The organism is Limnohabitans sp. Rim28 (assembly GCF_000293865.2).
Lineage (GTDB): Bacteria > Pseudomonadota > Gammaproteobacteria > Burkholderiales > Burkholderiaceae_C > Limnohabitans_A.
Genome location: NZ_ALKN02000006.1, coordinates 73,077 through 99,172 on the forward strand (window position 1 = coordinate 73,077; position 26,096 = coordinate 99,172).

Consider the following 26,096-nt stretch of genomic DNA (forward strand, 5'->3'; position numbering starts at 1 on the left):
ACGGCCCCAAGGGAAGAGCCCCCGCAATCGGGTGGGGGCGGGTTAGACTTGCCCGATGAAGTTGGCCCGCTCATGCCCCATTTGGAAAGCGCTCAAGCAGCGGGGCTTGGGGGTTTTTCTGACAGCCGCTTGTGCCGCCTCACAAGCCACTCCCGCGACACCGACTCAGCACGAGCTGCCCCCAAGCATTCAGAAAATCTTGCGTCAGGCCCAAGTACCACCCTCGGCCTTGAGCGTCTTGATCGCGCCCTTGCCGGCCAACAACGCAGTCGCCCAAGCCAGTCAGCCGCGTTTATCGCACCAAGCCCAGACCAGCGTCAATCCCGCTTCGGTCATGAAGCTGTTCACCACTTACGCCGGCCTGAGCCTGCTCGGGCCTGAGCACACTTGGCGCAACCGCGTGTACACCGATGGCCCTGTGCGCGAAGGCGTGCTCCATGGCAACCTGATTGTGCGCGGCAGCGGAGACCCCAAATTGGTGGTCGAACGCCTGCAAGACCTGCTCACGCAAGTGCAAACTGCGGGCGTGCGCGAGGTGCGGGGTGACATCGTGCTGGACCGCAGCGTGTTTGATGTGCGCGAGCGCAGCGAACCCTTTGACGACGAGCCCTTGCGGCCCTACAACGTGGGGCCCGATGGCTTGCTGCTCAATTTCAAAGCCGTCATTTACACCTTCACACCCGACCCGGCCAACGGCCTGGTGCAGGTGCGCTATGAGCCGCCCTTGGCCGGTTTGTCGGTGACCCGCCAATTGCCTTTGACCTCAAGCCCTTGCACCGACTGGCGACGCCAGCTGCAGGCCGACTTCAGCCAACCGCTACAGGTTCGGTTTGCCGGAGGCTACCCCGCCAACTGTGGCGAGCGGGAGTGGCCCGTGGCCTTTCCAGACCCCGCCCAATACGCGCCACGCGTGCTGCAGGCCATGTGGGCAGGCTCAGGAGGACAACTTAGTGGTCAGGTGCGCTACGGGGCACGCCCTGCCCAGGCCCGCTTGCTGGTGGACGCCCCGTCTTTGCCTCTGTCGGAAGTGATCAAAGACATCAATAAATTTTCAAACAACGTGATGGCCCAGCAGTTGTATCTGACACTGTCGAGCGAGCTGGGGGCGCCCGGGCGCTTTGAGGCCTCGCGCTTGCGCTTGTCGCAGTGGTGGCGGCATGGCTTTCCCGCGCAAAGCGAACCGCTGCTGGACAACGGCTCTGGCTTGTCACGAAGCGAGCGCAGCACGGCGCAAGCCTTGACCGCTTTGCTGCAGGCGGCACATGCGGGCCCGCATGCCCAAGCGTTCACCGACTCGCTGGCCGTGGCGGGCGTAGACGGCACGGCCGCTCGCCTGAAAGACCGCCAACCCCAATCGCCTGTGATCGGGAACGCTTGGCTCAAAACCGGCTCTCTGCGCGACGTGGCCTCGGTGGCCGGCTATGTGCAAGGACAAAGTGGCCAGCGTTACACCTTGGTCGCGGTTCTGCACCACCACAACGCCCACGCAGCGAGGACCGCGCTGGACCAGCTGCTGGAATGGACGGTGCGCGACACCACGCCCCAACGCAAACCTTCGCCGAAACACACACCATGAACTTGATCGACTGGGTGGGCTCAGTAGCCGCCTTCCTCACCACCGCCAGCTTCATTCCGCAAGCTTGGCAAACTTTCCGCACCCGCGACGTGAGTGGCATCTCGCTGGGCATGTACAGCCTGTTCACCTCAGGGGTGGCGCTGTGGCTGGTCTACGGCATCTTGATGGTGGCCTGGCCCATAATCATCGCGAACGTCATCACCACCAGCCTGGCGCTGATGATTTTGGTGATGAAGTTGCGGTACCGCTGAAAAAATTCAATGGATGGGTGTTAACCCCATATGTCAAAGGGCTTTCGAAATATAGGATCAAAAACGAACGACCGTTCGTTTCACTCGACCCAATAGGAGACTCCCTTGACATCGGTAAAACTTAAAATTTCTTTGATCAGTGCTGCAGCCCTGTTGGCTGCTTGCGGCGGGTCCGACCCGGTCAACGGTTCACTGATTGATGCTCCGTCAACTTTGATAACTTTGACCAAAGCGCAACTCGATGCCAGTGGATTGATCGCCTTGAGTGGTCCCGCCAAATGCGATGTCAAGCTCGTCAGTCTCAATTATGTGACCCCCGGCGCCAAAGGCGAATCGTCCAATGCATCCGGTGTTTTGCTGCTGCCGACTGGCGCAGGTTGCACGGCTGCAGCGCCTTTGGTGGCTTATGCCAAGGGCACCGATGTTCAGAAAACTCGCACACTGGCCAACCCCGCAGACAGTGAAACAGGCCTTCTTGCCGCCATGTACGCTGGCCAAGGTTACGCGGTTGTCGCCACAGACTATTTGGGGTTTGCCAAATCCAACTACAGCTTTCACCCCTACCTGCACGCAGACTCACAGGCGACCTCTGTGATTGACTCGATTCGTGCAGCCCGCAACGCTGTGGCTTCACAGGGCGGCAGTCTCAACGGCAAAGTCATGTTGACCGGCTACTCACAGGGCGGGCATGCTTCCATGGCAGCTCACCGTGCGATTGAAAAGGATCTGGCCTCCGAAATCAATGTGGTGGCGGGTGCTCATTTGGCTGGTCCTTACAACTTGTCTGGCTCCATGAAGTTGCCCGACGCCATTGCGGGCTATCAATTTTTTGTGCCCTACTTGGTCACAGCCTGGCAGAAGATTTACGGCAATTTGTACAGCGATGTCAAAACCGCCTTCAAAGCGCCTTATGCCGAGTGGGTTGAAAACCTTTTACCCAGCCCGACACTCAACTACACCACCTTGGTGACCACCGGCAAATTGCCTGGCATCAATGGTGAGACGCCCAATCAGGCCCGCGATGCGTTGTTCCAACCCGCGTTCAGCAGTGATATTTTGACCAACCCGAACAATGCCACTTTCTTAGCCGCCAAAAAGAATGACTTGCTGGACTGGTCACCCAAATCACGCACCATGCTGTGCAGTGGCAGCGGTGATCCGACCGTTCCGCAAGCAGTCCACCAAACGGTCATGAAAGCAGCGTTCGATGCCAAGGGTCTGACCAACGTCACCTCGGTGGACGTGCATCCAGCCATTGTGGCGACTTATGGGCCCATCACCATGGCCAATATCGCCAACTACCATGGCACTTATGCGCCTCCGTTTTGCCACGCCCAAGCCAAGGGCCTGTTTGACTTGGTGAAGTAAACCCATTCAGGCTGCCGCCCGCTGCAGCCTGTCCCGCACGCCTTCCCACTCAGGCGTGTCGGGCGGCTGCTGGACCCAGATTTGCGAGACGCCCCGGGCGTCCAGATCACGCAACACACCGAACAAGTCGTGCGCGGCTTGCTCGGCTGTGGTGGCTTGGCGGCGCCACAACACACCTGCCCCCATGCCCTGCTCGCTCGCCGGTCGTTCGGTGCACCACACGCCCAAGTTGTTGGCGTGAGGACCCAAGGCCTGCAGTTTGGCCGTGATGTCTTGCGCCGCCATCAGCCGCACCTTGGCGCGGGGCGCGTAATGCGATTCAAGCGTGCCCGAGGCGCGCGGCGCGGCTTGGCCCATGACCTCTTGCGGCGCATCTTTGTCCAGCACGGCGCGGCCGCATGCGGCCTCAATCTGCGCCCGCGTGAGTTGTCCGGGGCGCAGCAGCACCGGCTCGCCACGGGTGCAATCGATGATGGTGGACTCGATGCCCACCGCGCAGTCGCCGCCATCCAGAATCAACAAATCGGGGCCTAACTCGGACTGCACATGCTCGGCGCAGGTGGGGCTCACACGGCCGAATCGGTTGGCGCTGGGGGCAGAGACGCCCAGCACGCCCAAGGGCAGGCAGGCCCGCAACAAAGCCTGCGCTACCGGGTGCGAAGGGCAACGCAAACCGATGGAGTCTTGACCGCCGGCCGAGGCCGTCGCCACGCCACGTTGGCGCGGCAGGATCAAGGTCAGTGGGCCAGGCCAGAACGCCCGCATCAAACGATTTGCAAATTCGGGCATTTCCAAAGCAAACAAGGGCACTTGGTCCACACTGGCCACATGCACGATCAAGGGGTGATCGGCTGGGCGGCCCTTGGCCACAAAGATTTTCGCCACCGCCGCATCGTCGGTGGCGTTGGCCGCCAGGCCGTACACGGTCTCGGTGGGAAGGCCGACCAAATGGCCGTCACGCAAAGCTTGTGCAGCCTGCGCGATGGCAGCATGGGAGGCACTCAGGATCATGGTGGACTTTAAAACGCTTCAATGCCGAGCAGGGCAGCCGCTTGCAAGGCGGTAGCGCGCACGGCCTCGGGCGTAGCCCCGGTGATGTTCAAGTGCCCCATCTTGCGACCAGGGCGCGCAGACAGCTTGCCGTACAGGTGCAAATGCGTGCCAGGCAGCGCCAGCACTTGGCCCCAGGCGGGGCTGGTCGGACCTTTGCCGGTGGGCGTGACTTCGGGCCACAAATCGCCCAGGAGGTTGAGCATGATGGCCGCAGCGTGTTGGCGCGGCTGCGTGAGTGGCAAGCCCGCCAGCGTGCGCACTTGCAGCTCAAACTGCGACTGGTCGCAGGCGTTCATGGTGTAGTGGCCGCTGTTGTGAGGGCGCGGAGCCATTTCATTCACGACCAGCTGACCGCCTTCGAGCATGAAAAACTCCACGCAGAGCACGCCCACGTAGTTCAGACCTTCGGCAATGGCGCGGGTGGCGGCCACGGCTTGCGCCGCCACATCGGTGGGCACAGCACCCTCGTAAACACTGGTCACGGCCAAAATGCCGTCGCGGTGCAAATTCAGTTGCACCGGAAAACTCACCATCTGCCCATCGGCGCCACGCGCCACAATGACCGAACACTCGGCCTGCAGGGGCAACATTTTTTCAAGCACGCAAGGCACGTTCTTGAGCTGATTCCAAGCGGCCTCCAATTCTTCACGGGTCTTCACACGGATCTGGCCCTTGCCGTCATAGCCCATGCGCGAGGTTTTCAAGATGCCCGGCAGCAAATCGTCGCTCACAGCGGCCAACTGACTGCCCTTCTCAATCACGGCATGCGGGGCCACCGGCACACCGCAGCGCACAAAGTGGGCTTTTTCGGCGGCGCGATCTTGCGCAATGGCCACCGACTCGGATGCCGGGGCTACTGGGCGGTGTGCGCCCAAGGTCAGCAAGGCAGGTGCGGGCACGTTTTCAAATTCGGTGGTGATCGCAGCGCAACGCTGCATCAGCTGGGCCAGACCCTGCTCGTCCAAGTAGTCGGTTTGGATGTGGTGGTGGCTGACCCGTCCGGCAGGGCTGGCCACATCAGGGTCGAGCACCACCGTGAAGTAGCCCATGGCCTGCGCCGCATGCACAAACATGCGACCCAGCTGGCCGCCGCCCATCACGCCCAAAGTGGCCATCTGCCCATTGACCATGGCACCCGGCAAAATGGCGCGGCTCATGCGGCACCTGTTGGTGAAACGGGAGGAAGCGTCATGGCGCGGGCCATGGCGGTTTGTTCGGCGCGGAAAGCCTCGAGCTTGGCGCGCAAGGCCGGGTCGTTGTTGGCCAACATGGCCACCGCAAACAAAGCCGCATTGGCCGCACCGGCTGCGCCAATGGCAAAGGTGGCCACCGGCACACCTTTGGGCATTTGCACGATGCTGTGCAGCGAATCCACGCCCGACAGCGCCTTGGTTTGCACCGGCACACCGAGTACAGGCACCACGGTTTTGGCCGCGATCATGCCGGGCAGGTGGGCCGCGCCGCCCGCGCCCGCGATGATGGCTTGCAGGCCCCGCTCGGCCGCGCTCTGTGCATACGCAAACATATCGTCCGGCATTCTGTGGGCCGAAACCACGCGGGCGTCGTGAGGGATGCCAAACTGTTGGAGAATCTGGACTGCGTGCTGCATGGTGTCCCAGTCGGAGCTGGAACCCATGACGACGCCGATGAGCGCTTGAGTCATTGGGTGCTTTTCGTGATCAATCTTGAATTTTAAGGTTTCGCTTCATCTGGAGACGAAACACAACCCGGAACACTGCCCGCCATGATGGACGTCACGATACAAAACTTTGAAGCCGAGGTCATCGAAGCCTCCATGACCACGCCCGTGCTGGTGGACTTTTGGGCCCCTTGGTGCGGCCCTTGCAAATCGCTGGGTCCTGTCCTTGAAAAGGTGGAGGCCGCCTATGAGGGACGCTTCAAATTGGTCAAAATCGACTCTGACCAAGAGCAGCAACTGGCCCAGGCCTTTGGCATCAAAAGCATCCCGACCTGCGTGTTGCTGAAAAATGGCCAGCCTGTGGATGGTTTCATGGGTGCTTTGCCCGAAGGCCAGGTCAAGCAATTCCTGGACAAACACCTGCCCGCCGCCGAAGAACTGCAGGCACAAGCTGCCGCCAACGAAGCCCAAGAGCACCTGCAAGCCGGTGATGCCGACAGCGCCCGTGCCGCCTTGGAACAAGCCTTGGCCACCGACCCCGGCAACGACGATGCACGCTTTGACCTGGTCAAACTGCTGATTGGTTTGGGTGAACTGGCCGAAGCCGCCGCCTTGCTGGCCCCGGCCATGAGCCGCATTCCGGTGCCTTTGCGCTTTGAGGCCCAAACCCAGTGGCTCAACGCCCTGGAATTCGTCACCAACGACCCGCGTGGTCAGTGGGAACTGGATCAGTTTGATGCCTTGATCGCCCAGAACAAACGCGACTTTGAGGCCCGCTTTGCCAAAAGCCGATTGCTGATCGCCATTGGCCAATGGGAAGCGGCCATGGACGAGTTGCTCGAAATCATCATGCGCGACAAGAAATGGGACGACGAAGCCCCGCGCAAAACCTTTGTCGCCCTGCTCGAGCTGATGACACCACCCAAGCCCAAAACGCAAGACGCGACGGGCAAATCAGCCGGCGGCATCGAATTGATGGGCAAAGCCGCCTTGCAGGAAGATCCGCACATGGCGATGATCTCGAGCTACCGGCGCAAGCTGAGCATGATGCTGAACTGAGCACAGCCCCACACCCCAAGCCCGGCCCAGCTGCTGCGATGCAGGCTAACCGGGCTTTTTCACGACAACGCCGCCAACACACTCAGCGGGTGGCCCCTGCCTGGCGCTCAATGTCCATGCGCATGCGCTGCAACAACCCGGCCCACATGAGCACCTCACCCACCACAAACATGGGGCCGACCAGCAGGCCTGAAAGGTCGTCCACAAAAGCGGGCTTGCGGCCTTCAAAGTAATGGCCAACGAACTGCAAGAACCAGCCGATCGCAAACACCCCCAAGCCGACCTGCCAAACAGGCCAGCCCCAGGCCGATAGCCAGACCGGCAGCTCATGCGCCAAACCGATCAAAACCCCATTGACCAAGACGGTGGCCAGCCCCAACAAGACGTTGCCCCGACTGAGGTACCACAGGCTTGTCAGACCCCAAAAAAACCAGGCCAGGGTCAAAGGCAGTCCTCCCAACACCCATGTTGGGCCTTGCAACAAAACACCGATGGAAAAAACGATCAAAGGAATGCCCACCAAATGGGTGGCAATGTTGCGGCGACTGCGGTGGTATTGGGCGTACTGCGCCATCAACTGGCTGGCGGGTCGAAAAAGTTGCATGCCTGACTCCAAGGAAAACTGAGCTTGGGCCGTTCTTCTCAGAGCCACCACAACAGTCGAAGGGAACAGATATTTTGAAGTGCTTCAACCACCCGTCAAGGGTGATTTCCATTAGACAAACCTGGTGCAACAAGCCGCAGGCCGTCAAGCCATCAGCTTTTTCATCGCCTCTTCGTACTTGGCGGCGGTCTTTTCGATCACCTCTCGCGGCAAGCGCGGTGCGGGTGGGGTCTTGTCCCACGGCTTGCCATTGACCAAGGCGGTCTCCAGCCAGTCACGCAAAAACTGCTTGTCGTAACTGGGCGGGTTGGCGCCTTCTGCATAACTGTCGGCTGGCCAGTAACGCGAGGAGTCGGGCGTCAGCACTTCGTCCATCAGCACCAGTGTGCCGTCGGCATCGAGGCCAAACTCGAACTTGGTATCGGCAATGATGATGCCCTTGGTGGCGGCGATGTCACGCGCGGCTTTGTAAAGCTGGATGCTGATGTCGCGGATGCGGGTGGCCAAATCGGCCCCGATCATGGCCACGGTTTGCTCGAAGGTGATGTTCTCGTCGTGCTCACCCACCGCAGCTTTGGCCGCAGGGGTATAGATGGGCTCTGGCAGGCGGCTGGCATTTTTCAGCCCCGAGGGCAATTTCACACCGCAAACAGCCTGGTTGTCTTGGTATTCCTTCCAGCCGCTGCCGGCCAGATAGCCGCGCACCACCGCCTCGACAGGAATGGGTTGGAGACGCTTGACCAACATGGCGCGGCCCGTGACCTGCGGTGCCTCGACAGCGCTCACCACGCTCTCGGGGGCTTCGCCCGTCAAGTGAATCGGGCAGATGTTGAGGCCTTTGGGGCCGAGTTGGTCAAACCAGAACAGCGCCATTTGCGTGAGCAGCACACCCTTGCCCGGAATCGGCTCGCCCATGATCACATCAAACGCGCTGATGCGGTCAGACGCCACCATCAAGATGCGGTCGTCGCCCACGGCATAGTTGTCACGCACCTTGCCTCGCGCCAGCAAAGGCAAGGAAGTCAAGGCCGAGGTGTGAAGCGCAGAAGTCATGGAAAAACAGTCCAGCAAAAAAGAAAAGGCCCGTTGAACAGTCAACGGGCCATTCGGGCGAATTATCGCAGGCTCAGTTCACCACTTGGGCCAATTCACCGCGTGCATAACGGGCCGCCACCACCTGCAGGTTGTCGCCCTTGATCTTGGGGGCCTGGCCTTCGCAGCCGAACTCCAGGTAGCGCTGCTTGCAAATTTGCTTGGCAGCCTCGCGGGCGGGCTTGAGCCATTCGCGGGCATCGAACTTGTCAGGGTTTTCGAACAAAAACTTGCGGCAAGCGGCGGTCATGGCCAAACGGATGTCGGTGTCGATGTTGATCTTGCGCACGCCGTGCTTGATGGCTTCTTGAATCTCTTCGACCGGCACGCCGTAGGTTTCTTTCATCTTGCCACCGTACTGGTTGATCATGGCCAACAGTTCTTGTGGCACGCTGGACGAGCCGTGCATCACCAAGTGGGTGCTGGGGATGCGCTGGTGGATTTCTTTGACGCGGCTGATGGCCAAAATGTCGCCCGTGGGTTTGCGGCTGAACTTGTAAGCGCCATGGCTGGTGCCAATCGCGATGGCCAGCGCATCCAGACCCGTGGCTTTGACGAACTGGGCGGCTTCTTCAGGGTCGGTCAGCATCTGGCTGTGGTCAAGCTTGCCGACCGCACCAATGCCATCTTCTTCACCGGCTTCACCCGTTTCGAGGTTGCCCAGGCAGCCCAACTCGCCTTCCACCGAGACGCCCAACTTGTGGGCCATGTCCACCACGCGGCGGGTCACATCCACGTTGTAGGCAAAGTCGGCCGGGGTTTTGCCGTCTTCGAGCAAAGAGCCGTCCATCATCACCGACGAAAAACCCAAGTTCATCGCGCCCTGGCAAATGGCTGGACTTTGGCCATGGTCTTGGTGCATGACCAAGGGAATGTGTGGCCACTGCTCTGTGGCGGCTTGGATCAGATGCTTGATGAAAGGCTCACCGGCGTATTTGCGAGCGCCGGCGCTGGCTTGCAAGATGACCGGGGCGCCAACTTCGTCGGCCGCCATCATGACGGCCTGGACCTGCTCGAGGTTGTTGACGTTGAAAGCTGGAATGCCGTAGCCGTTGACGGCCGCATGGTCCAGCAGCTCGCGCATTGAAACGAGTGCCATGGTGGTGATTTCCCGGGAAGTTTGAAAAATTGAACGCGCCGGTACAACATTCGGCGTCAGACTGATCCGAATTTTATAGGCTTCGGTCAGATCGGGGGCTGAGTCAGGCTCTCAAAAGAGGGCCAATCAGGCCCATGCGTGCTCAAGCCACTTTGCAGATTTGCAGCATGTTGGTGCCGCCGGGTGAACCCATGGGCTCACCGCAGGTGATGGCATACACGTCGCCCGTGCCCACAATGTTGCGGCTTTTGAGGTGCGCCTCGGCTTCGGCCAAGGCCGTGTCACGGTCAGCGCTGGTGTCCATCAACAAGGGGCGCACATTGCGGTAAAGCGCCATCTTGCGCTGCGAGTTCAGCTTGGTCGTCAATGCATAAATGGGAATGTGCACCCGGTGGCGGCTCATCCAAAGGGCTGTCGAGCCCGATTCGGTCATGGCCACGATGGCTTTGGCGCCCAAATGGTGGGCGGTGAACAAAGCGCCCATGGCGATCGACTGGTCAATGCGGCTGAAAGTCTGACCTTTGAAATCAGCATCCAACGTCGGGTCTTCGGCGTTTTCAGCCGCCTCACAGATCTTGGCCATTTCCTCCACCGTTTCGAGCGGAAACTTGCCCGCAGCGGTCTCGGCGCTGAGCATCACGGCATCGGTGCCGTCCAGTACAGCGTTGGCCACGTCAGACACTTCAGCACGGGTGGGCACCGGGTTGGTGATCATGCTTTCCATCATCTGGGTGGCGGTGATGACCACCTTGTCGTGCACCTTGGCCAGCTTGATCATGCGTTTTTGCAGGGCAGGTACGGCGGCATTGCCCACCTCGACCGCCAAATCGCCCCGGGCCACCATGATGCCGTCGCTGGCTTTGAGGATGGCTTCAAGGTGAGGAATGGCTTCAGCACGTTCGATCTTGGCAATCAGGCCAGGCTTATGGCCATATTCGGCCCCCGCCACGTTGCACAGCTGACGGGCCATTTCCATATCGGTGGCGTTTTTAGGAAAGCTCACCGCCACATAGTCGGCTTGGAAACTCATGGCGGTTTTGATGTCGTCCATGTCCTTGGCCGTCAAGGCCGGCGCAGTGAGGCCACCGCCTTGCTTGTTGATGCCCTTGTTGTTGGACAGCTCACCGCCCAGTTTGACCGTGGTGTGCACTTGCTCGCCCTTGACGGCGTTGACCGTCAGCACAATCAAGCCATCGTTGAGCAGCAGGACATCGCCCGCCTTCACGTCTCGCGGCAACTCTTTGTAATCGAGGCCCACACCGTGAATGTCACCCAACTCGGTGCGCGAGGCGTCCAATACGAAAGCCGCTCCCGGCTCCAGCATGACTTTGCCTTCGACAAACTTGCCCACACGGATCTTGGGGCCTTGCAGGTCGGCCATGATGGCCACCTCACGCCCGGCACGCTGGGAGGCTTCGCGCACCAAGCGGGCACGGTCCACATGGTCTTGCGCTTTGCCGTGGCTGAAATTAAGGCGAACCACGTTCACCCCGGCGCGGATCATGGCTTCGAGCAGCGCTGGGTCGCTGGAAGCAGGGCCTAAAGTGGCAACAATCTTGGTGGCGCGACGGGGCATTCGGAGATCTCCATTTATTGGATTTCGATTCTCACACGAAAAAGAGACAGCGCTGTCTCTTTCAGGAATTTGCGGAACAACGGCCCCTTAACCCCAAGCAAAGCCCTTGAATTGATCTCTGTCAGGCCCATGAAAAGGCTTGCCGACTAAACTCCTGCTTGCCCGATTCACATTTGAGCGTCATGACTGCCTTACACACCCCGCCCGTCGATCAGCCCATTGCGCTGGACCAACCCCTACCGCACCGCAAAACGCTGCGCGAATGGTTGACCCCGTTGTCGCAACGCAGCACCGTGCGTGCATTGGTGCTGTTGGCTTTTGACTACGCCCTGTTTTTTGCATTGATCGCGGCCACGGTGGCATTTGACGCCATCTGGGTCAAGTTGCTGTGTGGCGCCATGGCTGGCTTTGTGATTGGCCGCTTGTTTGTGATTGGCCATGACGCCTGTCACCAAAGCCTCACGCCTCACCGCGAATTGAACAAAGTGTTGGGTCGCATTGCATTTTTGCCATCCCTCACCCCCTACAGCTTGTGGGACACAGGCCACAACGTGGTGCACCATGGCTACACCAACCTCAAAGGCGTGGACTTTGTCTGGACGCCCCTGACGGCCGAAGAATTTGCCGCCCTCAACCCTGTGCAGCGTTTGCTGCAACGCGCCTACCGCAGCGGCTGGGCACCGGGCCTTTATTACATGATTGAAATTTGGTGGAAGCGCGAGTTCTTCCCCAACAAGACCCACATGCCCACTCGCCGTCCGATCTTTTTCAAAGACAGTTTGTTGGTGAGTTTGTTTGGCGCTTTTTGGATGGGTACCGTTGCTGCAGCAGCGGCCTACACCGGGCAATCGGTCTGGTTGTCCTTGCTGATGGGTGTGTTGATCCCGTTCTTTGGCTGGAACACCATGATCGGATTCGTGGTCTATGTGCACCACACCCACGTCAAGGTGTCCTGGCATGACAACAAAGCTGCTTGGACCAAAGCCGCGCCATTTGTGTCGACCACCGTGCACCTGACCTTCCCGTTCAACATCGGCGGCATGATGCACCACATCATGGAGCACACGGCGCACCACGTGGACATGAGCATCCCCCTCTACCGCTTGAAGCAAGCCCAATCCAAATTGGAAGAAATGCTGCCGGGTCGCATCATCGTCCAAGCCTTCAGCTGGAAGTGGTACTTCGAAACCGCCAAGAACTGCAAAATGTACGATTTCAGCCGCGAATGTTGGACCGACTTCAAGGGCAACATGACCAGCCCGGTCAGGGGCAACCTGCCGCCCGCTGCCCAAACTTAAAAGCCCATGATGGGTCCACAAAAAACCCCGCATTGCGGGGTTTTTTGTGGCGGTCAATGGTTGGACAGATCGAAGATCAGTGGGCTGCGCGTTTGGCCAAAATTTCAAATGCTGGGAGCACCTTGCCCTCCAGAATTTCGAGAAATGCGCCGCCGCCGGTCGAGATGCAACCCACCTGCTTTTCGATGCCGTACTTGGCAATCGCGGCCAAGGTGTCCCCGCCACCTGCGATGCTGAATGCCTTGGACTCGGCAATCGCGTGCGCAATCACTTTGGTGCCATTTTCAAAAGCCGCAAACTCGAAAACGCCCACAGGTCCATTCCACACGATGGTGCCCGCCTGATTGAGTTGCGTGGCCAGCTTGGCCGCGGTCTCTGGGCCAATGTCCAAAATCAGGTCATCGTCGGCCACGTCGGTGGCTTTTTTGATGGTGGCAACCGCATCAGCGGCAAACGTCTTGGCCGTGACCACATCGGTGGGGATCGGCACTTCGGCGCCACGCGCCTTCATGGCCTCAATGACCGCTTTGGCCTCGCCCACCAGATCGGCTTCGGCCAGGCTCTTGCCAATCTTCAAACCCGCAGCCAGCATGAAGGTGTTGGCGATACCGCCGCCCACGATCAACTGGTCCACGTTTTGCGCAAGGCTCTTCAAAATGGTCAACTTGGTGCTGACCTTGGAGCCGGCCACGATGGCGACCAATGGCCGTTTAGGCGCTTCCAGCGCCTTGCCAATGGCATCGATTTCGGCAGCCAACAACGGCCCGGCACAGGCGATGGGCGCGAACTGGGCAATGCCATAGGTCGTGCCTTCGGCGCGGTGCGCGGTGCCAAAGGCATCGTTCACATAGATGTCGCACAGGGCGGCCATTTTGCGGGCCAGCGCTTCGTCATTTTTCTTCTCGCCCTTGTTGACGCGGCAGTTTTCGAGCAGCACCACTTGGCCGGGTGCCACAGCCACGCCGTCCACCCAGTTCGCGCGCAGGTCAACACTGCGGCCCAAAAGCTCACTCAGGCGCTGCGCCACTGGGGCCAAGGAGTCTTCGGATTTGAAAGCGCCTTCGGTCGGACGACCCAAATGAGAGGTCACCATCACTGCAGCCCCAGCGTCCAAAGCCATCTGAATACAAGGCACGCTGGCACGGATGCGGGTGTCCTCGGTGATGCGGCCATCGCCCGCTTGAGGCACGTTCAGGTCAGCTCGAATGAAAACACGTTGTCCAGCCGCTTGGCCACTGGCGCACAGATCTGAAAAACGAATGACATTCATGGGGAAACTTGTCCTGTATCTGGGAAATTGGGGGGTATTTTAAAAGCAGCGCCTGACGAGGACTGACAGCACCCCAAATGTAAACAACCACTCACATTCCGTCGGGCTGGGTCAAGCTCTACCAACCCAGACCCAAGCGCAAAGGCAAGTAAACCGCCATCCCCGCAAGGATGGTGATCAGCACATCACGCCGCCAAAAGTAAGCAAACACTCCCACCACAGCCGCATAAAGGCGAGCATCTTGCCAAGTGCTGACCAACTCGCCTTGCACCGTGATGATCTCGGGAATGACAACGGCCGACAATGCCGCGATGGGCGCGTACTGCAAGCCGCGTTGAGCCCAATCAGGCAATTGCCAGGACTGGCTGGAAATAAAGAAGAAACTGCGCGCCACCACCGTGACCACGGCGAGGCCCACGATGACGGTCATGGTCCACAGGTCGGTCTCGTTCACACAGCCGCCTTGGGTATTGGCCGGATTTTTTCAACCGTCAGGCACAAGATCACCGCCACCGCAATCGCCACCACAATATTGAGCTTGAGCGGCAAGTGGTAGGCCACCACCGCCGCCACCCCCGCCACAGCTGCCGACAAAATGCGCATGCGCGAGCTGGCCAGCGAACACTGGATGCCGAGCAGACACAAAATGCCCGCAAAACCCAAGCCCCACTCTGGAGGGATCAGGTTGGCCAAGCCGATGCCCAACAGGCTGGCCACGATCCAACTGCTCCAATTCAGAAAATAGTTGCCCGCCAAATAGGCCTCTTGGCCCGTGCGCTCGGTATCGGTTTCACCGGGCTTTGCAAAGCGCTGTGTGAACAACACATAACTGATGTCAGCGGTGAAATAACCGTGGCACATGCGCTGCCAGCGCGGCAGGTGCATGAGGTAGGGCCGCAAATGCAAGCTGAACACCACAAAACGCAGGTTCACACAAAAACCAGTCGCCAAAATCACCCAAGCCGGGGCGCCAGCCACCAAGAGTGGAATCGCCGCCAGTTGTGAGCTGCCCGCAAACACCAGCATGGTCATGGCCACAGCTTCAAAGACACTCATGCCCGACTTGACCATGGCAACGCCCGTCATCAAGCCCCAAGCCGCCACACCTGGCGCTTGGGGGGCCAAGTCGCGCAAGCCTTGCCAAAACTCGGGGTCGCGGTAAAGCGTTGGCCGAAAAAACATCAGGCCACCCAGCGCTGACCGGGCTGCAAGGGGCAGCCACGCAAAAAGTCGGCAGCACTCAGGCGTTTACCGCCGGGGCGCTGCAACTGGGTCAGGCACAGCAGGCCTTCGCCGCAGGCCACACGCACACCCGAAGCATCGGCGCTGAGCACCGTGCCCGGCGGTGCACCGGCTGGCGCTTGGCCTTCCGCCACTTCGGCCACGGCTTGCCACAACTTGAGGGTTTCCACACCCGCGGCCATGGCCAGCGGCACGGTCATGCCTGGAAACGGGTCAAACGCCCGGATGCGCCGCGCCAGCACCTCGGCGCTCAATGTCCAGTCGATGGCGGCTTCGGATTTGTCGATCTTGTGCGCGTAATTCACGCCTTCAGAGGGTTGCACTTGTCGGGGCAAGGCGTCTAGATGCGCCAGGGCCTGCACGATGGCCTGACCGCCCAGCTCGGCCAAGCGGTCGTGCAGCACGGCGGTGGTGTCGCTGGGCGCAATGGCGCAGGGCAGAACCAACAGCATGTCGCCGGTGTCTAAGCCCGCGTCCATCTGCATGATGGTGATGCCGGTTTGCGTGTCTCCCGCCTCGATGGCGCGGTGAATGGGCGCAGCGCCGCGCCAACGCGGCAGCAAAGACGCGTGGATGTTCAGACAACCCTTGGGGGGCAGGTCCAGCACCCACTGCGGCAAAATCAAACCGTAAGCGGCGACGATCATGGCATCTGCCTTCGCCGCCTGCAAAGCGTCTCGGGCAGCGACGGCGTCTTCGGGGTATTTGCCGTCCAAGCGCAGGCTCCGGGGCTGGGCCACGGCCACGCCGTGGTCCAACGCCCACTGTTTGACGGGCGAGGGCTGCAGCTTCATACCGCGCCCGGCAGGCCGGTCGGGCTGGGTCAACACCAACACGACCTCGTGGCCTGCGGCGTGCAGGGCGGCCATGGCCACTTGGGCAAATTCGGGCGTGCCCGCAAAGATCAGACGCATGTGGGGGAATTGGCAGCGCGCTTCAGCGCTCGGCTTTTTGGGCTTTGACCAGTTTGGTCTTGATGCGGCCTTGTTTGAGGGGGGACAGGTATTCCACAAACACCTTGCCCATCAGGTGGTCCATCTCGTGCTGGATGCAAATGGCCAGCATGCCCTCCGCCTCAATGCTGCGGCTTTGACCGTCACGGTCAAGGGCCGTGATTTTGACTTTTGTGGCGCGCTCCACGCCATCGTAAATACCGGGCACCGACAGGCAACCCTCTTCGCCTTTGACGCGCTCATCCCCCATCCAAGTGATTTCGGGGTTGATCAGCACCATCGGCTGATTGCGCTCTTCCGAGGTGTCGATCACCACCAAACGCTCATGCACATCGATCTGCGTTGCGGCCAAGCCAATGCCACCGGCCTCGTACATGGTCTCCACCATGTCATCGATCAGCGCATGAATTCGGGCGTCCACCGCTTGCACAGGTTTGGCCACCTTGTGCAGGCGTGTGTCGGGGTAGCAAAGGATGGGGAGCAGGGCCATGGTTCAAAGGATCAGATGGAATACAGGTATTTTCGGTCATTTTGGCCAAAAACAAGTGTCTCCTGATCGAACGCGCCATGTCGCGTCACAAAGCGCTTGCACTTCCGCTCTGGCAAGTCGCACTTGGCGACAACCGGTCTTTGCAACACAATGGTCCTGTTACAAAAAAGCAAAGACAGCCCCAAGGGCTGCGCAGGGAGACCGCATGACACACACCCCCCACGAATTGGGCGCTTGGTTGCGCCTGAGCCTCACCCCTGGCGTCGGCCCCGAAAGCGCACGGCGTCTGCTGGCCGCATTCGGCGAACCCCAAGCCATCTTTGCGCAAACCGAGGCCGCTTTGGGCCAAGTGGTCAATGCCAACCAAGTGCGGGCGCTTGTGCAAATGCCGCAGGGGTGCGCAGCACTCACGCAGGAAACCGTGGACTGGCTGCAAGCCCATGCCGCTTTGGGTTGCCGCGTCATCACTTTGGGGGACACCCACTACCCGGCACCCTGGCTGAACATTCCGGACCCTCCGTTGATGTTCTACGCGATGGGCCAAACCGCGCACTTGGCAACGCTCAAAGCCGAGCAATCCTTGGCCATCGTCGGCAGCCGCAACCCCACGCCTCAAGGCGCGGACAATGCGCGTGAATTGGCCCGCAGCCTGGCAGCCAGCGGGCTCACCATCGTCTCAGGGCTGGCCCTGGGTGTGGACGGCGCGGCACACGATGGCGCCTTGCAGGGGCACACGGGACAAGGCCTGGCCACCATCGCCGTGGTGGGGACCGGTCTTGACCGGGTCTATCCACGCCAGCACCGCGAGCTGGCGCACCGAATTGCCAAAAATGGCGTGGTCCTGAGTGAGTATCCGCTCGGCACACCCCCCCTGGCCCCCAACTTTCCGCGCCGCAATCGACTGATTGCAGGCCTGTCGCAGGCCACCCTGGTGGTCGAAGCCGCCTTGCAATCGGGCTCACTCATCACCGCCAAGCAAGCCCTCGAACAAGGCCGCGATGTGATGGCCATCCCCGGGTCCATCCATGCCACCCAATCCAAGGGATGCCACGCGCTGATCAAGCAGGGGGCCAAGCTGGTGGAATCGGCGCAAGACGTGCTGGAGGAACTGCGAATACCGGCACTTTTGACGCAACAGGCGCTGGACCTGTCCGCCGATTCAAATGCCCCTGGCCATGGCCCTGAAAGCCAAGAAGGAAATGCCGAGCCCTCACTGCTGCGCGCTCTGGGCCATGACCCGGTGAGCCTCGACGCCTTGCAAGCCCGCTGCGGGTGGAGCACGGCGCAGCTGCAAGGGCAACTGCTGGAGCTGGAGCTGGCGGGTCAAGTCGGCCGCTTGCCGGGAGGGCTGTTTCAGCGCATAGGCTCGGCCTAGGCCAAGGAAAAGCGCTAGCGGCCAACCACAAACCCGCTGCCCCAAAACAAAAGGCACCCGAAGGTGCCTTTGTGCGAGGGATCGGTCGGATGATCTGTCAGACCACAGCGCCCGAGTTCTCGTCGTTCGGGTCGTGGTCTTTCTTGACCGGCTTGACCATGTCTTCGCGGCTGATGCCCAGCCACATGGCCACAGCAGCGCCCACAAACACCGATGAATAAATGCCAAAGCAAATGCCAATCGTCAGCGCCAGCGCAAAGTAGTACAGCGTCTCCCCCCCAAACAGCAACATGGACAACACCATGATCTGCGTGGAGCCGTGGGTGATGATGGTGCGGCTGATGGTCGAGGTGATCGCGTTGTCGATGATCTGAACCGTGTTCATCTTGCGATAGCGGCGGAAATTCTCACGAATACGGTCAAAAATCACCACCGACTCGTTGACCGAATAACCCAGCACCGCCAACACCGCGGCCAACACCGCCAGCGAGAACTCCCACTGGAAGAAGGCAAAAAAGCCCAAGATGATGATCACATCGTGCAAGTTGGCGATGATGGCCGACACAGCAAACTTCCACTCGAAACGGATGGCCAAATACAGCATGATGCCGCCGACCACAAAGGCCAGCGCCATCAGGCCGTCTTCTACCAGTTCGTTGCCCACTTGAGGCCCCACAAACTCGGTGCGGCGCAGCGTCACATCGGGGTTGGCTGCTTTCAGGGCGTTGAGCACGGTCTCGCTTTGCTGGGCCGTGGTCACGCCTTTTTGCACCGGCAGGCGGATCAGCACTTCACGCGCCGAGCCAAAGTTCTGCACCTGCACCTCGGCATAACCCAAGCCCGAGATCACGCCGCGCACTTTGGGCAAATCGGCCGGTTGGCTGTAACTCACTTCCATCACGGTGCCGCCGGTGAATTCCACCGACAAATGCAAGCCCCTGCTGAACAAAAAGAACACCGCCAAGAAAAACGTGATGAATGACACCGCGTTCAGCACCAAAGCATGGCGCATGAAGGGGATGTCTTTTCTGATTTTGAACAATTCCATGGTCTTTTCCCCTTAATCGGCTTTCACCGCAGTGCCAGCCTCGGGCCGCCAGACAGTGCCGATGGACACTGTCTTGAGTTTCTTCTTGCCGCCGTACCAAAGGTTGACCAAGCCGCGCGAAAAGAGAACAGCGGAAAACATGCTCGTCAAAATGCCGATGCAGTGCACCACCGCAAAACCCCGCACCGGACCGGAGCCAAAGGCGAGCAAAGCCACGCCCGCGATCAAGGTGGTGATGTTGGAGTCCAAAATCGTGGACCAGGCGCGGTCATAACCCGCGTGGATGGCCGCTTGCGGGCTGGCGCCGTTGCGCAGCTCTTCGCGCACACGCTCGTTGATCAGCACGTTCGAGTCAATGGCCATGCCCAGCGCCAGCGCCATGGCGGCCATGCCGGGCAAAGTGAGCGTGGCTTGCAGCAAGGACAGCACGGCCACCAACAACAGCAAGTTGACGCCCAGTGCAATGCCTGAGAACACGCCAAACATGGCGTAATAAATCGCCATGAACGCCACGATCACCACAAAGCCCCAGGTCACGCTGTTGAAGCCCTTGGCGATGTTCTCGGCACCCAGGCTCGGACCAATGGTGCGCTCTTCAATGATCTCCATCGGCGCGGCCAGCGAACCGGCACGCAACAGCAGCGCGGTGTCGTTGGCTTCGGCCGTGGTCATGCGGCCCGAAATCTGCACCCGGCCGCCACCGATCTCGGCACGGATCACGGGGGCCGTCACCACTTCGCCCTTGCCCTTTTCGAACAAGATGATGGCCATGCGCTTGCCCACGTTGTCACGCGTCACGTCCTTGAAGATGCGGGCACCCTTGCCGTCCAGGGTCAGGTTGACCACGGGCTCTTGGGTCTGGCTGTCAAAGCCGGGCTGGGCGTCGGTCAGGTTGTCACCCGTGAGCACCACTTGTTTTTTGACAATCAGCGGACGGCCATCGCGCTCCAGGTAGCGCTCGGCGCCAAAAGGCACCATGCCGCCTTGTTCGGCAGCACGGGCTTCGGTGCTTTCGTCGACCATGCGCACCTCCAGGGTGGCGGTGCGGCCCAAAATGTCTTTGGCCTTGGCCGTGTCTTGCACGCCGGGCAGCTGCACCACGATGCGGTCCAGGCCTTGTTGCTGAATCACCGGCTCGGCCACACCCAACTCGTTGATGCGGTTGTGCAAGGTGGTGATGTTTTGCTTGAGGGCCTGCGCCTGTACCAAGCGAGCCGCCTCGGGTTTGATGGTGGCCGTCAAACGGAACTCATTGCCATCGGCCACTGAATTGATTTGCAAGTCTGCAAACTGAGCGGCGATCAGGTCTTGGGCGGCCTGCAACTGCTTGGCGTCGCGCAAACGCATCTCGATGGTTTGGCCGCTTCGGCTCATGCCGCCGTGGCGCAAGTCTTTCTCACGGAAAGTGGTGCGCAAATCGCCCACCAAGGCTTCGACACGCTGGGTCAAAGCCGCTTGCATGTCCACTTGCAACATGAAGTGCACGCCGCCACGCAGGTCCAAGCCCAAATACATGGGGGCCGCACCCAGCGAGGTCAACCATGCAGGCGACCTCGTCACCAGATTCAAGGCCACCACAAAAGAGGGGTTGCTCGCATCTGGAATCAAGGCCTTTTCAATCGCGTCCTTGGCCTTGATCTGGTTGTCGGTGGTGTCAAAGCGGGCACGGATCGAGGCGCCATCCAGGGCCAAGGTCTGCGGATTCAAGCCTGCCGTCTTGAGGGCTTCTTCAACGCGCTGCAAGGTGGTGTTGTCCACCTTGACCGTGGCCTTGCCCGAAGACACCTGCACCGCAGGGGCCTCGCCGAAAAAGTTGGGCAGCGTGAACACCGTCCCCAACAACAAGGCAATCACAAGGATCGCGTATTTCCAGATCGGGTAACGGTTCATGGTGGCTCGCGTGCAGGCTTTTTATCGGGGGAAATTACTTGATCGTGCCTTTTGGCAAAACCTGAACCACAGCGCTGCGCTGCATTTGAACTTCAACGCCAGTGGCCATCTCGATGCCAATGTAGGCGTCGCCGATCTTGCTGACTTTGCCCAGCAAACCACCTGCAGTCACCACCTCATCGCCCTTGGCCAAGGCATCGATCATGGCGCGGTGTTCTTTTTGCTTCTTCATCTGGGGGCGAATCATGACGAAGTAAAGAACCACGAACATCAGCAACAAAGGCAGCATGCTCATCAAGGTGGACTGGAAGTCACCACCCGAGGCAGCGGCAGGAGCAGTTTGGGCAAAAGCTGAAGAGATGAACATGGGGTCTCCAAAAAATCACATTCGGTTTGAAACAGTTGTCGCCCACGTCTTTCGCAGGCGAAGCCGCCATTGTATGCGGCGCTATGATCGATCCCAAAAGCCCCGGCCGCACGGGGTCAGACCCCTTGAAGCCATATTCAGGCAGCACTCAAGCGCAACCCCAGACAACCCGACAGGAGACCGCCATGCCCGCTGAACACAATCAACCCCACGGCCATGACCACGCACATGACCACGAACACAGCACCCTGGGCGAGAACGACCTGCGTGTCCGCGCCTTGGAGACCCTGCTGACGCAAAAAGGGTATCTGGACCCCGCCGCCGTGGACCGGATCATCGAGACCTACGAGGTGCATGTGGGCCCGCACAACGGCGCCAAAGTGGTGGCCCGCGCCTGGGCTGACCCAACATTCAAAGACTGGCTGCTGAAAGACGCCACCGCCGCCATCGCCTCGATGGACTACACCGGCCGCCAGGGCGAGCACATGGTGGCCGTGCCCAACACACCCGACACCCACAACATGGTGGTCTGCACCCTGTGCAGCTGCTACCCCTGGCCCGTGCTGGGCCTGCCCCCAGTTTGGTACAAAAGCGCGGCGTACCGCTCGCGCGCCGTGATCGAACCGCGCGCCGTGCTGGCCGACTTTGGGGTGACCCTGCCGCCGGAGCAAAACATCCGCGTGTGGGACTCCACCGCCGAAGTGCGCTATTTGGTGCTGCCTGAGCGCCCGGCAGGCACCGAGGGGTGGACCGAAGCACAACTGGCGAAACTGGTCACCCGCGACGCCATGATCGGCACCGGCTTGGCCTTGAATCCAACACTGAACCCCCTGGAGGCAGCATGAACGGCGTGCACGACATGGGCGGCCTGCAAGGCTATGGCCCGGTTCAGATCGAAGCCAACGAGCCGCTGTTTCATGGCGAGTGGGAGCGCCGCGCTTTAGGCGTGACGGTGGCCATGGGTGCCAGTGGGCTGTGGAACATCGACCTGGCCCGCTCGGCCCGCGAGTCTTTGCCCCCGCTGGACTATGTGCAAGGCCCCTATTACGCCATCTGGACCCAAGCACTGCAAAAGCTGCTGATCGAGCGCGGCTTGATCACCGAAGAGGAACTGGCGAAGGGCCAAGCCATCACGCCGCCCGTGGCAGGCGTGCGGGTGCTCAAAGCCGCCGAGGTGGACGCGGCGCTGGCCAAAGGCAGCCCAGCAGACCGCCCCAGCACCCAAGCGCCGCGCTTCACCGTGGGCCAGCGCGTGCGCGCTCTGAACCTGAACCCACAAGGCCACACCCGTTTGCCGCGCTATGTGCGCGGCCATGTGGGCACGGTGGTGCTGCACCACGGCAGCCACGTGTTGCCCGACCAGCATGTGAACCAGATGCTGCCGCCTTTTGATGGCACGGCCGAGCACCTCTACACGGTGGTGTTCGACGGCACCGAACTGTGGGGCCCGCAAGCCGAAGCCGGGCACCAAGTGAGCGTGGACGCTTGGGAGTCGTATTTGGAAGCCATCCCCTCCTGATCAAGGCCCCATGAACACCGCCATCCAAGACCTGAACGACCTGGCCCGCGCCTGCGGCGACGGCTTTCCCATGCCCGCCACCGCCAACAACGGCGCGGTGTTTGAAGAACCCTGGCAGGCCCACGCCTTTGCCATGACCTTGCAGCTGCACGAAAAAGGTGTTTTCACCTGGCCCGAATGGGCCACCGCCCTGACCCGCGAAATTGCTGCGGGCCAAACGCGTGGCGAAGCCAGCGACGGTAGCCTCTACTACACCCACTGGTTGAACGCGCTGGAGCAAATGGTGATCGAGCGCCAGCTGGGCACCCCTGAGCAAATCCATGATCTGGAACACGCCTGGGCCGATGCCGCCGAGCGCACCCCGCACGGACAAGCCATCGTGCTGGACATCCGTCAAAGGGGCGCCGCTTGAACCTGCGTTTGTGGGCCATGCTGGCCTTGCTGGCCAGTCTGGTGTCGCTGGCCGTGGGCACTTCTTTTGCCAAAAGCCTGTTTCCAGCTTTGGGCGCAGAAGGCACCACCGCCTACCGCATCATCTTTGCCACCCTGATGCTGATGGCGGTGTTCCGGCCCTGGCGCAGAAAATGGGTCTGGGCCGATGCCTTGCCGCTGGGCCTGTACGGCGTCACGCTGGGCGTGATGAACCTGCTGTTTTACAGCGCGATCAAGACCATTCCCTTTGGCGTGGCCATTGCCATCGAATTCACCGGGCCCCTGGCCGTGGCGGTCTGGACCTCCAAAAAAGCCAGCGACTGGCTCTGGGTGACGCTGGCCATCGCGGGCCTGGCCATGTTGCTGCCCCTGCCCGGGGGCGATACAGCCACAGCGCTCGACCCCATGGGCATGTTTTTCGCCTTCACGGCGGGCATTTGCTGGGCTTTGTACATCGTGTTTGGCCAACGCGTGGCCCAGCGATACGGCAGCATGGCCACCCCCATGGGCATGCTGGCCGCCGCCATCGTGGTGGCCCCCATCGGGATTTTCCATGCGGGCACGGCCATGCTGGACCCGCAATGGCTGGTGGCAGGCCTGGCCGTGGCCTTGCTGTCCAGTGCCATCCCCTACGCGCTGGAGATGTTCTCGCTCAACCACCTGCCCAAAAACACCTTCAGCATTTTGCTCAGCTTGGAGCCTGCTGTGGGGGCACTTGCGGGCTGGTTGGTGTTGGCCGAACACCTGAGCCTGTCTCAAGGCTTGGCCATTGCGCTCGTCATGGCCGCCTCGATGGGCACCACTTGGTCAGCCGGGCGCGCTCCGTCGCCATCCACTTGAACACGCCAAGCGAGCACGTCCTCACTTCGCAGGTACGGGCGCAGGTGCGGGTGAAGGAACCGGTGCAGGTGCGGGCGAAGGTGCTGGTGAAGCCGCCGCCGCAGGGACAGCCGCAGGTGCCGCCTCAGGGACTGCTGGCGCAGCGCCGGCCGCAGGCGCCGCCTTGGGATCCTCCGCCGGTGCGGGCTGGTTATTGCCCGTCAACTTGTCCATCTGCTTGAGCAACCAGTTGCGGTTTTCAATGCGCTCTTTCTCTTTGCGGATTTTGTCCTCCGCAATTTGCGCTTTCAGAGCGTCAATTTTGGCTTGGGTGGCACGTTGTTCGGCCAACTTGGCGTCTTCGACCTGCTTTTCTGCCCGCAGGCGTGCATCTTCAATGGCTTGGATCTTGGCTGCTTCTTCGGCCTCCAAGCGCGCCACCCGATCTTTCTCTGCTTGGATGCGCTTGTTTTTAGCGCCCGCGATTTCTCGCACACCCGTGGACCAGGGCTGCTTGCTCAGCTGCATTTGAATGGCCACCTCTTGGGTGATCACTTGGGTTTTGCCGTTGACCTGCGCGCTGAAAAATCCCTCGCAACGGGTTTGGATCCCGCCAGCCAACGTGCAAGCATGGCCCGCTGGGCTCTGAGCCCCCCACGCTTTGGGTCGGGCCAAAAAGGCATCGCATTGGTTGAAGACCTGCTGAATCCGAAGGTCCTCGGCACTGGGGCGTGCGTCATTGAAGTCAAACCACTCGGGGCGGATCTTTTCATGGGCCATGCCCACGCGCACGCACTCGGCTTTGGCGGGTGACAGCTGGGCCAACATGGCCAACCACACCGCCCGCGTCAAGGCGTTGTCACGGACCACATTGAAGGCCAAATCGCCTTGGGTGGGGCAGGCGTTGACCACCCCATCTGCTGTGCGTCTGGCCAAGCCACGCCATTGAACCAGCACAGAGACCTCGTTGCCGGGTGTGATCGCGATGCGGGTGTCAAAAAAGGGCGCCCGCACCACGCGCTCAAAAGGCGGCTGGCCGGGGACGGTGATTTCCAGGTTGCACACCTGCTCGCCATTGAGCACCCGCGCTGACACGGGCACGGTGTTGGCCTGGCCCGCCACCAGCACATACTGACCGGCCCACGCCACAGGCGCAACCCACAGGCCGAGCAGCACCCCACACACCCAACGACTTGCACCCATTGCGCACCCATCCCAAGAAAAAAGCATCCACCTACAGTATCGGCAGCATGGGGCTTGACTTGATAGCGGGTCAGCGCCCCACAAAAACGGGCTGGCGTCGCTGGGCAAATGCCGCACGGCCCTCGGCAAAGTCGAGGCTTTGACTGCTCGTTTGCTCGCGTTCGCGCAGACGGGCCTCATCGGCCTGTCCGGCTTCGATTTCGCGCAAAGACTTTTTGGTTTCTTCCACCGCCAAAGGCGCCAGCGCCAACACATCGTCCAGCAGTGACTGCAGCGTTGCCGCCCAATCATCCGTCCCCACCAGCGCCTCGAACAAGCCCATGGCATCGAGCTGCTGAGCCGTGAAAGGCCGCGCCGTCAGAAAAGCCCTTTTGGCGCCGGCCAAACCCAATCGACCCACATAGCGCCTCAAACCGCTGGGGTAGTAATGCAAGCCCAAAGCGGTGGCGGGCATGCGCCACTCGATGCCCTGCAGGCCAATGCGCAAATCACATGCCAGCACCACATCGGTCGCGCCGCCATAGACACTGCCGTTCAAGGCGCAAATGGTCACCGGGCGCATGGCGGCCAAGGTGTCCGGAATTTCTTCAAAAAAAGTGGATCCGTGGCCCGGCTCGTCAAAGCCCCCAATGTCATAGCCCGCACAAAACACAGGCCGGGGCTGACCCGCCGTGTTGGCGGTCAACACCAGCACGCGCACCCCGGGTTCGCGGTTGACGGTGTCAAAGTGAAGCAACAAAGCCTTGAGGTCGGCGTTTTCCAAACGGTTGCGCTGGGCCGGGCGGTTCAAAGTGATGGTGGCCACGCCGCCTTCGATGCGCAAAACGGGGGCTGAAGGCTGGGCAAAAGCTGCGTGCATGGTGGCGTCCAAAA

Annotated in this window: 27 protein-coding genes; 10 read left to right on the top strand and 17 right to left on the bottom strand. The window is 60.7% G+C overall.

The window, feature by feature from the left end:
• The first annotated feature begins 55 nt into the window (after positions 1 to 55).
• The 3 genes from dacB to B472_RS08315 all read left to right on the top strand — a co-directional run bounded on the left by dacB (position 56) and on the right by B472_RS08315 (position 3,195).
• The gene (gene dacB, locus B472_RS08305; RefSeq protein ID WP_019426756.1) at positions 56 to 1,576 is read left to right on the top strand and encodes a D-alanyl-D-alanine carboxypeptidase/D-alanyl-D-alanine-endopeptidase; all 1,521 of its coding nucleotides are present in this window, start codon (positions 56 to 58) and stop codon (positions 1,574 to 1,576) included.
• Entirely contained in the window at positions 1,573 to 1,827 is a 255-nt protein-coding gene (locus tag B472_RS08310; protein WP_019426757.1) for a SemiSWEET transporter, read from the top strand. Before dacB ends, B472_RS08310 begins: the two co-directional genes overlap by 4 nt.
• 105 nt (positions 1,828 to 1,932) lie before the next feature.
• The gene (locus tag B472_RS08315) at positions 1,933 to 3,195 is read left to right on the top strand and encodes an alpha/beta fold hydrolase (RefSeq protein ID WP_040505903.1); all 1,263 of its coding nucleotides are present in this window, start codon (positions 1,933 to 1,935) and stop codon (positions 3,193 to 3,195) included.
• Between the two features lie 6 nt (positions 3,196 to 3,201).
• Here the strand turns inward: B472_RS08315 and B472_RS08320 are convergent, their stop codons facing one another.
• Genes B472_RS08320 through purE form a run of 3 tightly spaced genes read right to left on the bottom strand, consistent with a single transcriptional unit; the run spans position 3,202 to position 5,911 of the window.
• Positions 3,202 to 4,206, bottom strand: coding sequence for an L-threonylcarbamoyladenylate synthase (locus B472_RS08320; protein WP_019426759.1), 1,005 nt, complete (start codon positions 4,204 to 4,206; stop codon positions 3,202 to 3,204).
• A gap of 8 nt (positions 4,207 to 4,214) precedes the next feature.
• Positions 4,215 to 5,405: a 5-(carboxyamino)imidazole ribonucleotide synthase gene (locus B472_RS08325; protein WP_019426760.1), complete on the bottom strand. Its 1,191-nt coding sequence runs from the start codon at positions 5,403 to 5,405 to the stop codon at positions 4,215 to 4,217.
• Complete coding sequence (gene purE, locus B472_RS08330) at positions 5,402 to 5,911, bottom strand: 5-(carboxyamino)imidazole ribonucleotide mutase (RefSeq protein WP_019426761.1); 510 nt, start codon at positions 5,909 to 5,911, stop codon at positions 5,402 to 5,404. Before purE ends, B472_RS08325 begins: the two co-directional genes overlap by 4 nt.
• 81 nt (positions 5,912 to 5,992) lie before the next feature.
• Here purE and trxA point away from each other — a divergent pair, with 81 nt between their 5' ends.
• Positions 5,993 to 6,946, top strand: a complete 954-nt coding sequence (trxA, locus tag B472_RS08335; RefSeq protein ID WP_019426762.1) for a thioredoxin — start codon at positions 5,993 to 5,995, stop codon at positions 6,944 to 6,946.
• An 82-nt stretch (positions 6,947 to 7,028) separates the two neighbouring features.
• Here the strand turns inward: trxA and B472_RS08340 are convergent, their stop codons facing one another.
• The 4 genes from B472_RS08340 to pyk form a co-directional block, all read right to left on the bottom strand.
• Positions 7,029 to 7,550: a DUF962 domain-containing protein gene (locus tag B472_RS08340; RefSeq protein WP_019426763.1), complete on the bottom strand. Its 522-nt coding sequence runs from the start codon at positions 7,548 to 7,550 to the stop codon at positions 7,029 to 7,031.
• A gap of 144 nt (positions 7,551 to 7,694) precedes the next feature.
• Complete coding sequence (locus B472_RS08345; RefSeq protein WP_019426764.1) at positions 7,695 to 8,603, bottom strand: phosphoribosylaminoimidazolesuccinocarboxamide synthase; 909 nt, start codon at positions 8,601 to 8,603, stop codon at positions 7,695 to 7,697.
• A gap of 73 nt (positions 8,604 to 8,676) precedes the next feature.
• Positions 8,677 to 9,741, bottom strand: a complete 1,065-nt coding sequence (fba, locus tag B472_RS08350; RefSeq protein ID WP_019426765.1) for a class II fructose-bisphosphate aldolase — start codon at positions 9,739 to 9,741, stop codon at positions 8,677 to 8,679.
• A gap of 142 nt (positions 9,742 to 9,883) precedes the next feature.
• Positions 9,884 to 11,317 (bottom strand): pyruvate kinase, encoded by a 1,434-nt coding sequence (pyk, locus tag B472_RS08355; protein WP_019426766.1) that lies wholly within the window; start codon positions 11,315 to 11,317, stop codon positions 9,884 to 9,886.
• Between the two features lie 182 nt (positions 11,318 to 11,499).
• Between pyk and B472_RS08360 the strand changes: the two genes are divergently transcribed.
• On the top strand, positions 11,500 to 12,615 hold the full coding sequence (locus tag B472_RS08360; RefSeq protein ID WP_019426768.1) for a fatty acid desaturase: 1,116 nt from the start codon (positions 11,500 to 11,502) through the stop codon (positions 12,613 to 12,615).
• A 76-nt stretch (positions 12,616 to 12,691) separates the two neighbouring features.
• Here B472_RS08360 and B472_RS08365 read toward each other — a convergent pair whose 3' ends face one another.
• The 5 genes from B472_RS08365 to def all read right to left on the bottom strand — a co-directional run bounded on the left by B472_RS08365 (position 12,692) and on the right by def (position 16,570).
• Positions 12,692 to 13,885, bottom strand: coding sequence for a phosphoglycerate kinase (locus B472_RS08365; protein WP_019426769.1), 1,194 nt, complete (start codon positions 13,883 to 13,885; stop codon positions 12,692 to 12,694).
• 118 nt (positions 13,886 to 14,003) lie between these two features.
• Complete coding sequence (locus B472_RS08370; protein ID WP_019426770.1) at positions 14,004 to 14,339, bottom strand: AzlD domain-containing protein; 336 nt, start codon at positions 14,337 to 14,339, stop codon at positions 14,004 to 14,006.
• Positions 14,336 to 15,067: an AzlC family ABC transporter permease gene (locus B472_RS08375; protein WP_019426771.1), complete on the bottom strand. Its 732-nt coding sequence runs from the start codon at positions 15,065 to 15,067 to the stop codon at positions 14,336 to 14,338. The genes B472_RS08370 and B472_RS08375 overlap by 4 nt, the downstream gene beginning before the upstream one ends.
• The gene (fmt, locus tag B472_RS08380) at positions 15,067 to 16,041 is read right to left on the bottom strand and encodes a methionyl-tRNA formyltransferase (protein WP_019426772.1); all 975 of its coding nucleotides are present in this window, start codon (positions 16,039 to 16,041) and stop codon (positions 15,067 to 15,069) included. Before fmt ends, B472_RS08375 begins: the two co-directional genes overlap by 1 nt.
• Before the next feature lie 22 nt (positions 16,042 to 16,063).
• Positions 16,064 to 16,570 (bottom strand): peptide deformylase, encoded by a 507-nt coding sequence (def, locus tag B472_RS08385; protein WP_019426773.1) that lies wholly within the window; start codon positions 16,568 to 16,570, stop codon positions 16,064 to 16,066.
• A 205-nt stretch (positions 16,571 to 16,775) separates the two neighbouring features.
• Here def and dprA point away from each other — a divergent pair, with 205 nt between their 5' ends.
• Positions 16,776 to 17,945, top strand: coding sequence for a DNA-processing protein DprA (gene dprA / locus B472_RS08390; RefSeq protein WP_019426774.1), 1,170 nt, complete (start codon positions 16,776 to 16,778; stop codon positions 17,943 to 17,945).
• Positions 17,946 to 18,042: 97 nt separating this feature from the next.
• Here the strand turns inward: dprA and secF are convergent, their stop codons facing one another.
• The 3 genes from secF to yajC are packed head-to-tail and all read right to left on the bottom strand — an operon-like array spanning position 18,043 to position 21,250.
• On the bottom strand, positions 18,043 to 18,993 hold the full coding sequence (secF, locus tag B472_RS08395) for a protein translocase subunit SecF (RefSeq protein WP_019426775.1): 951 nt from the start codon (positions 18,991 to 18,993) through the stop codon (positions 18,043 to 18,045).
• A 12-nt stretch (positions 18,994 to 19,005) separates the two neighbouring features.
• Positions 19,006 to 20,883 (bottom strand): protein translocase subunit SecD, encoded by a 1,878-nt coding sequence (gene secD / locus B472_RS08400; RefSeq protein ID WP_019426776.1) that lies wholly within the window; start codon positions 20,881 to 20,883, stop codon positions 19,006 to 19,008.
• 34 nt (positions 20,884 to 20,917) lie between these two features.
• Entirely contained in the window at positions 20,918 to 21,250 is a 333-nt protein-coding gene (gene yajC, locus B472_RS08405) for a preprotein translocase subunit YajC (RefSeq protein ID WP_019426777.1), read from the bottom strand.
• Positions 21,251 to 21,435: 185 nt separating this feature from the next.
• Between yajC and nthA the strand changes: the two genes are divergently transcribed.
• From nthA to B472_RS08425, 4 genes are read left to right on the top strand one after another with little or no spacing between them, the layout of a single operon-like run.
• On the top strand, positions 21,436 to 22,095 hold the full coding sequence (gene nthA, locus B472_RS08410) for a nitrile hydratase subunit alpha (protein WP_040505923.1): 660 nt from the start codon (positions 21,436 to 21,438) through the stop codon (positions 22,093 to 22,095).
• Complete coding sequence (gene nthB, locus B472_RS08415; protein WP_019426779.1) at positions 22,092 to 22,769, top strand: nitrile hydratase subunit beta; 678 nt, start codon at positions 22,092 to 22,094, stop codon at positions 22,767 to 22,769. Before nthA ends, nthB begins: the two co-directional genes overlap by 4 nt.
• Before the next feature lie 10 nt (positions 22,770 to 22,779).
• Positions 22,780 to 23,181: a nitrile hydratase accessory protein gene (locus B472_RS08420; RefSeq protein ID WP_019426780.1), complete on the top strand. Its 402-nt coding sequence runs from the start codon at positions 22,780 to 22,782 to the stop codon at positions 23,179 to 23,181.
• Between the two features lie 17 nt (positions 23,182 to 23,198).
• Positions 23,199 to 24,041 (top strand): DMT family transporter, encoded by an 843-nt coding sequence (locus B472_RS08425; RefSeq protein ID WP_050995449.1) that lies wholly within the window; start codon positions 23,199 to 23,201, stop codon positions 24,039 to 24,041.
• A gap of 21 nt (positions 24,042 to 24,062) precedes the next feature.
• On the opposite strand, the gene B472_RS17090 is transcribed toward B472_RS08425, so the two are convergent.
• On the bottom strand, positions 24,063 to 25,223 hold the full coding sequence (locus B472_RS17090; RefSeq protein WP_019426782.1) for a hypothetical protein: 1,161 nt from the start codon (positions 25,221 to 25,223) through the stop codon (positions 24,063 to 24,065).
• 70 nt (positions 25,224 to 25,293) lie between these two features.
• On the bottom strand, positions 25,294 to 26,082 hold the full coding sequence (locus B472_RS08435) for an enoyl-CoA hydratase/isomerase family protein (protein WP_040505924.1): 789 nt from the start codon (positions 26,080 to 26,082) through the stop codon (positions 25,294 to 25,296).
• Positions 26,083 to 26,096: the final 14 nt, after the last annotated feature.

Coding starts and splice junctions, on each gene's coding strand:
- fba (WP_019426765.1), bottom strand. CDS start 9,741: ATGGCACTCGTTTCAATGCGCGAGCTGCTGGACCATGCGGCCGTCAAC.
- B472_RS08340 (WP_019426763.1), bottom strand. CDS start 7,550: ATGCAACTTTTTCGACCCGCCAGCCAGTTGATGGCGCAGTACGCCCAA.
- dprA (WP_019426774.1), top strand. CDS start 16,776: ATGACACACACCCCCCACGAATTGGGCGCTTGGTTGCGCCTGAGCCTC.
- B472_RS08435 (WP_040505924.1), bottom strand. CDS start 26,082: ATGCACGCAGCTTTTGCCCAGCCTTCAGCCCCCGTTTTGCGCATCGAA.
- B472_RS08425 (WP_050995449.1), top strand. CDS start 23,199: ATGCTGGCCTTGCTGGCCAGTCTGGTGTCGCTGGCCGTGGGCACTTCT.
- B472_RS08325 (WP_019426760.1), bottom strand. CDS start 5,405: ATGAGCCGCGCCATTTTGCCGGGTGCCATGGTCAATGGGCAGATGGCC.
- fmt (WP_019426772.1), bottom strand. CDS start 16,041: ATGCGTCTGATCTTTGCGGGCACGCCCGAATTTGCCCAAGTGGCCATG.
- B472_RS08320 (WP_019426759.1), bottom strand. CDS start 4,206: ATGATCCTGAGTGCCTCCCATGCTGCCATCGCGCAGGCTGCACAAGCT.
- yajC (WP_019426777.1), bottom strand. CDS start 21,250: ATGTTCATCTCTTCAGCTTTTGCCCAAACTGCTCCTGCCGCTGCCTCG.
- purE (WP_019426761.1), bottom strand. CDS start 5,911: ATGACTCAAGCGCTCATCGGCGTCGTCATGGGTTCCAGCTCCGACTGG.
- B472_RS08360 (WP_019426768.1), top strand. CDS start 11,500: ATGACTGCCTTACACACCCCGCCCGTCGATCAGCCCATTGCGCTGGAC.
- B472_RS08420 (WP_019426780.1), top strand. CDS start 22,780: ATGAACACCGCCATCCAAGACCTGAACGACCTGGCCCGCGCCTGCGGC.
- B472_RS08310 (WP_019426757.1), top strand. CDS start 1,573: ATGAACTTGATCGACTGGGTGGGCTCAGTAGCCGCCTTCCTCACCACC.
- trxA (WP_019426762.1), top strand. CDS start 5,993: ATGATGGACGTCACGATACAAAACTTTGAAGCCGAGGTCATCGAAGCC.
- nthA (WP_040505923.1), top strand. CDS start 21,436: ATGCCCGCTGAACACAATCAACCCCACGGCCATGACCACGCACATGAC.
- B472_RS08375 (WP_019426771.1), bottom strand. CDS start 15,067: ATGTTTTTTCGGCCAACGCTTTACCGCGACCCCGAGTTTTGGCAAGGC.
- B472_RS17090 (WP_019426782.1), bottom strand. CDS start 25,223: ATGGGTGCAAGTCGTTGGGTGTGTGGGGTGCTGCTCGGCCTGTGGGTT.
- pyk (WP_019426766.1), bottom strand. CDS start 11,317: ATGCCCCGTCGCGCCACCAAGATTGTTGCCACTTTAGGCCCTGCTTCC.
- def (WP_019426773.1), bottom strand. CDS start 16,570: ATGGCCCTGCTCCCCATCCTTTGCTACCCCGACACACGCCTGCACAAG.
- secF (WP_019426775.1), bottom strand. CDS start 18,993: ATGGAATTGTTCAAAATCAGAAAAGACATCCCCTTCATGCGCCATGCT.
- nthB (WP_019426779.1), top strand. CDS start 22,092: ATGAACGGCGTGCACGACATGGGCGGCCTGCAAGGCTATGGCCCGGTT.
- B472_RS08365 (WP_019426769.1), bottom strand. CDS start 13,885: ATGAATGTCATTCGTTTTTCAGATCTGTGCGCCAGTGGCCAAGCGGCT.
- secD (WP_019426776.1), bottom strand. CDS start 20,883: ATGAACCGTTACCCGATCTGGAAATACGCGATCCTTGTGATTGCCTTG.
- dacB (WP_019426756.1), top strand. CDS start 56: ATGAAGTTGGCCCGCTCATGCCCCATTTGGAAAGCGCTCAAGCAGCGG.
- B472_RS08345 (WP_019426764.1), bottom strand. CDS start 8,603: ATGACTTCTGCGCTTCACACCTCGGCCTTGACTTCCTTGCCTTTGCTG.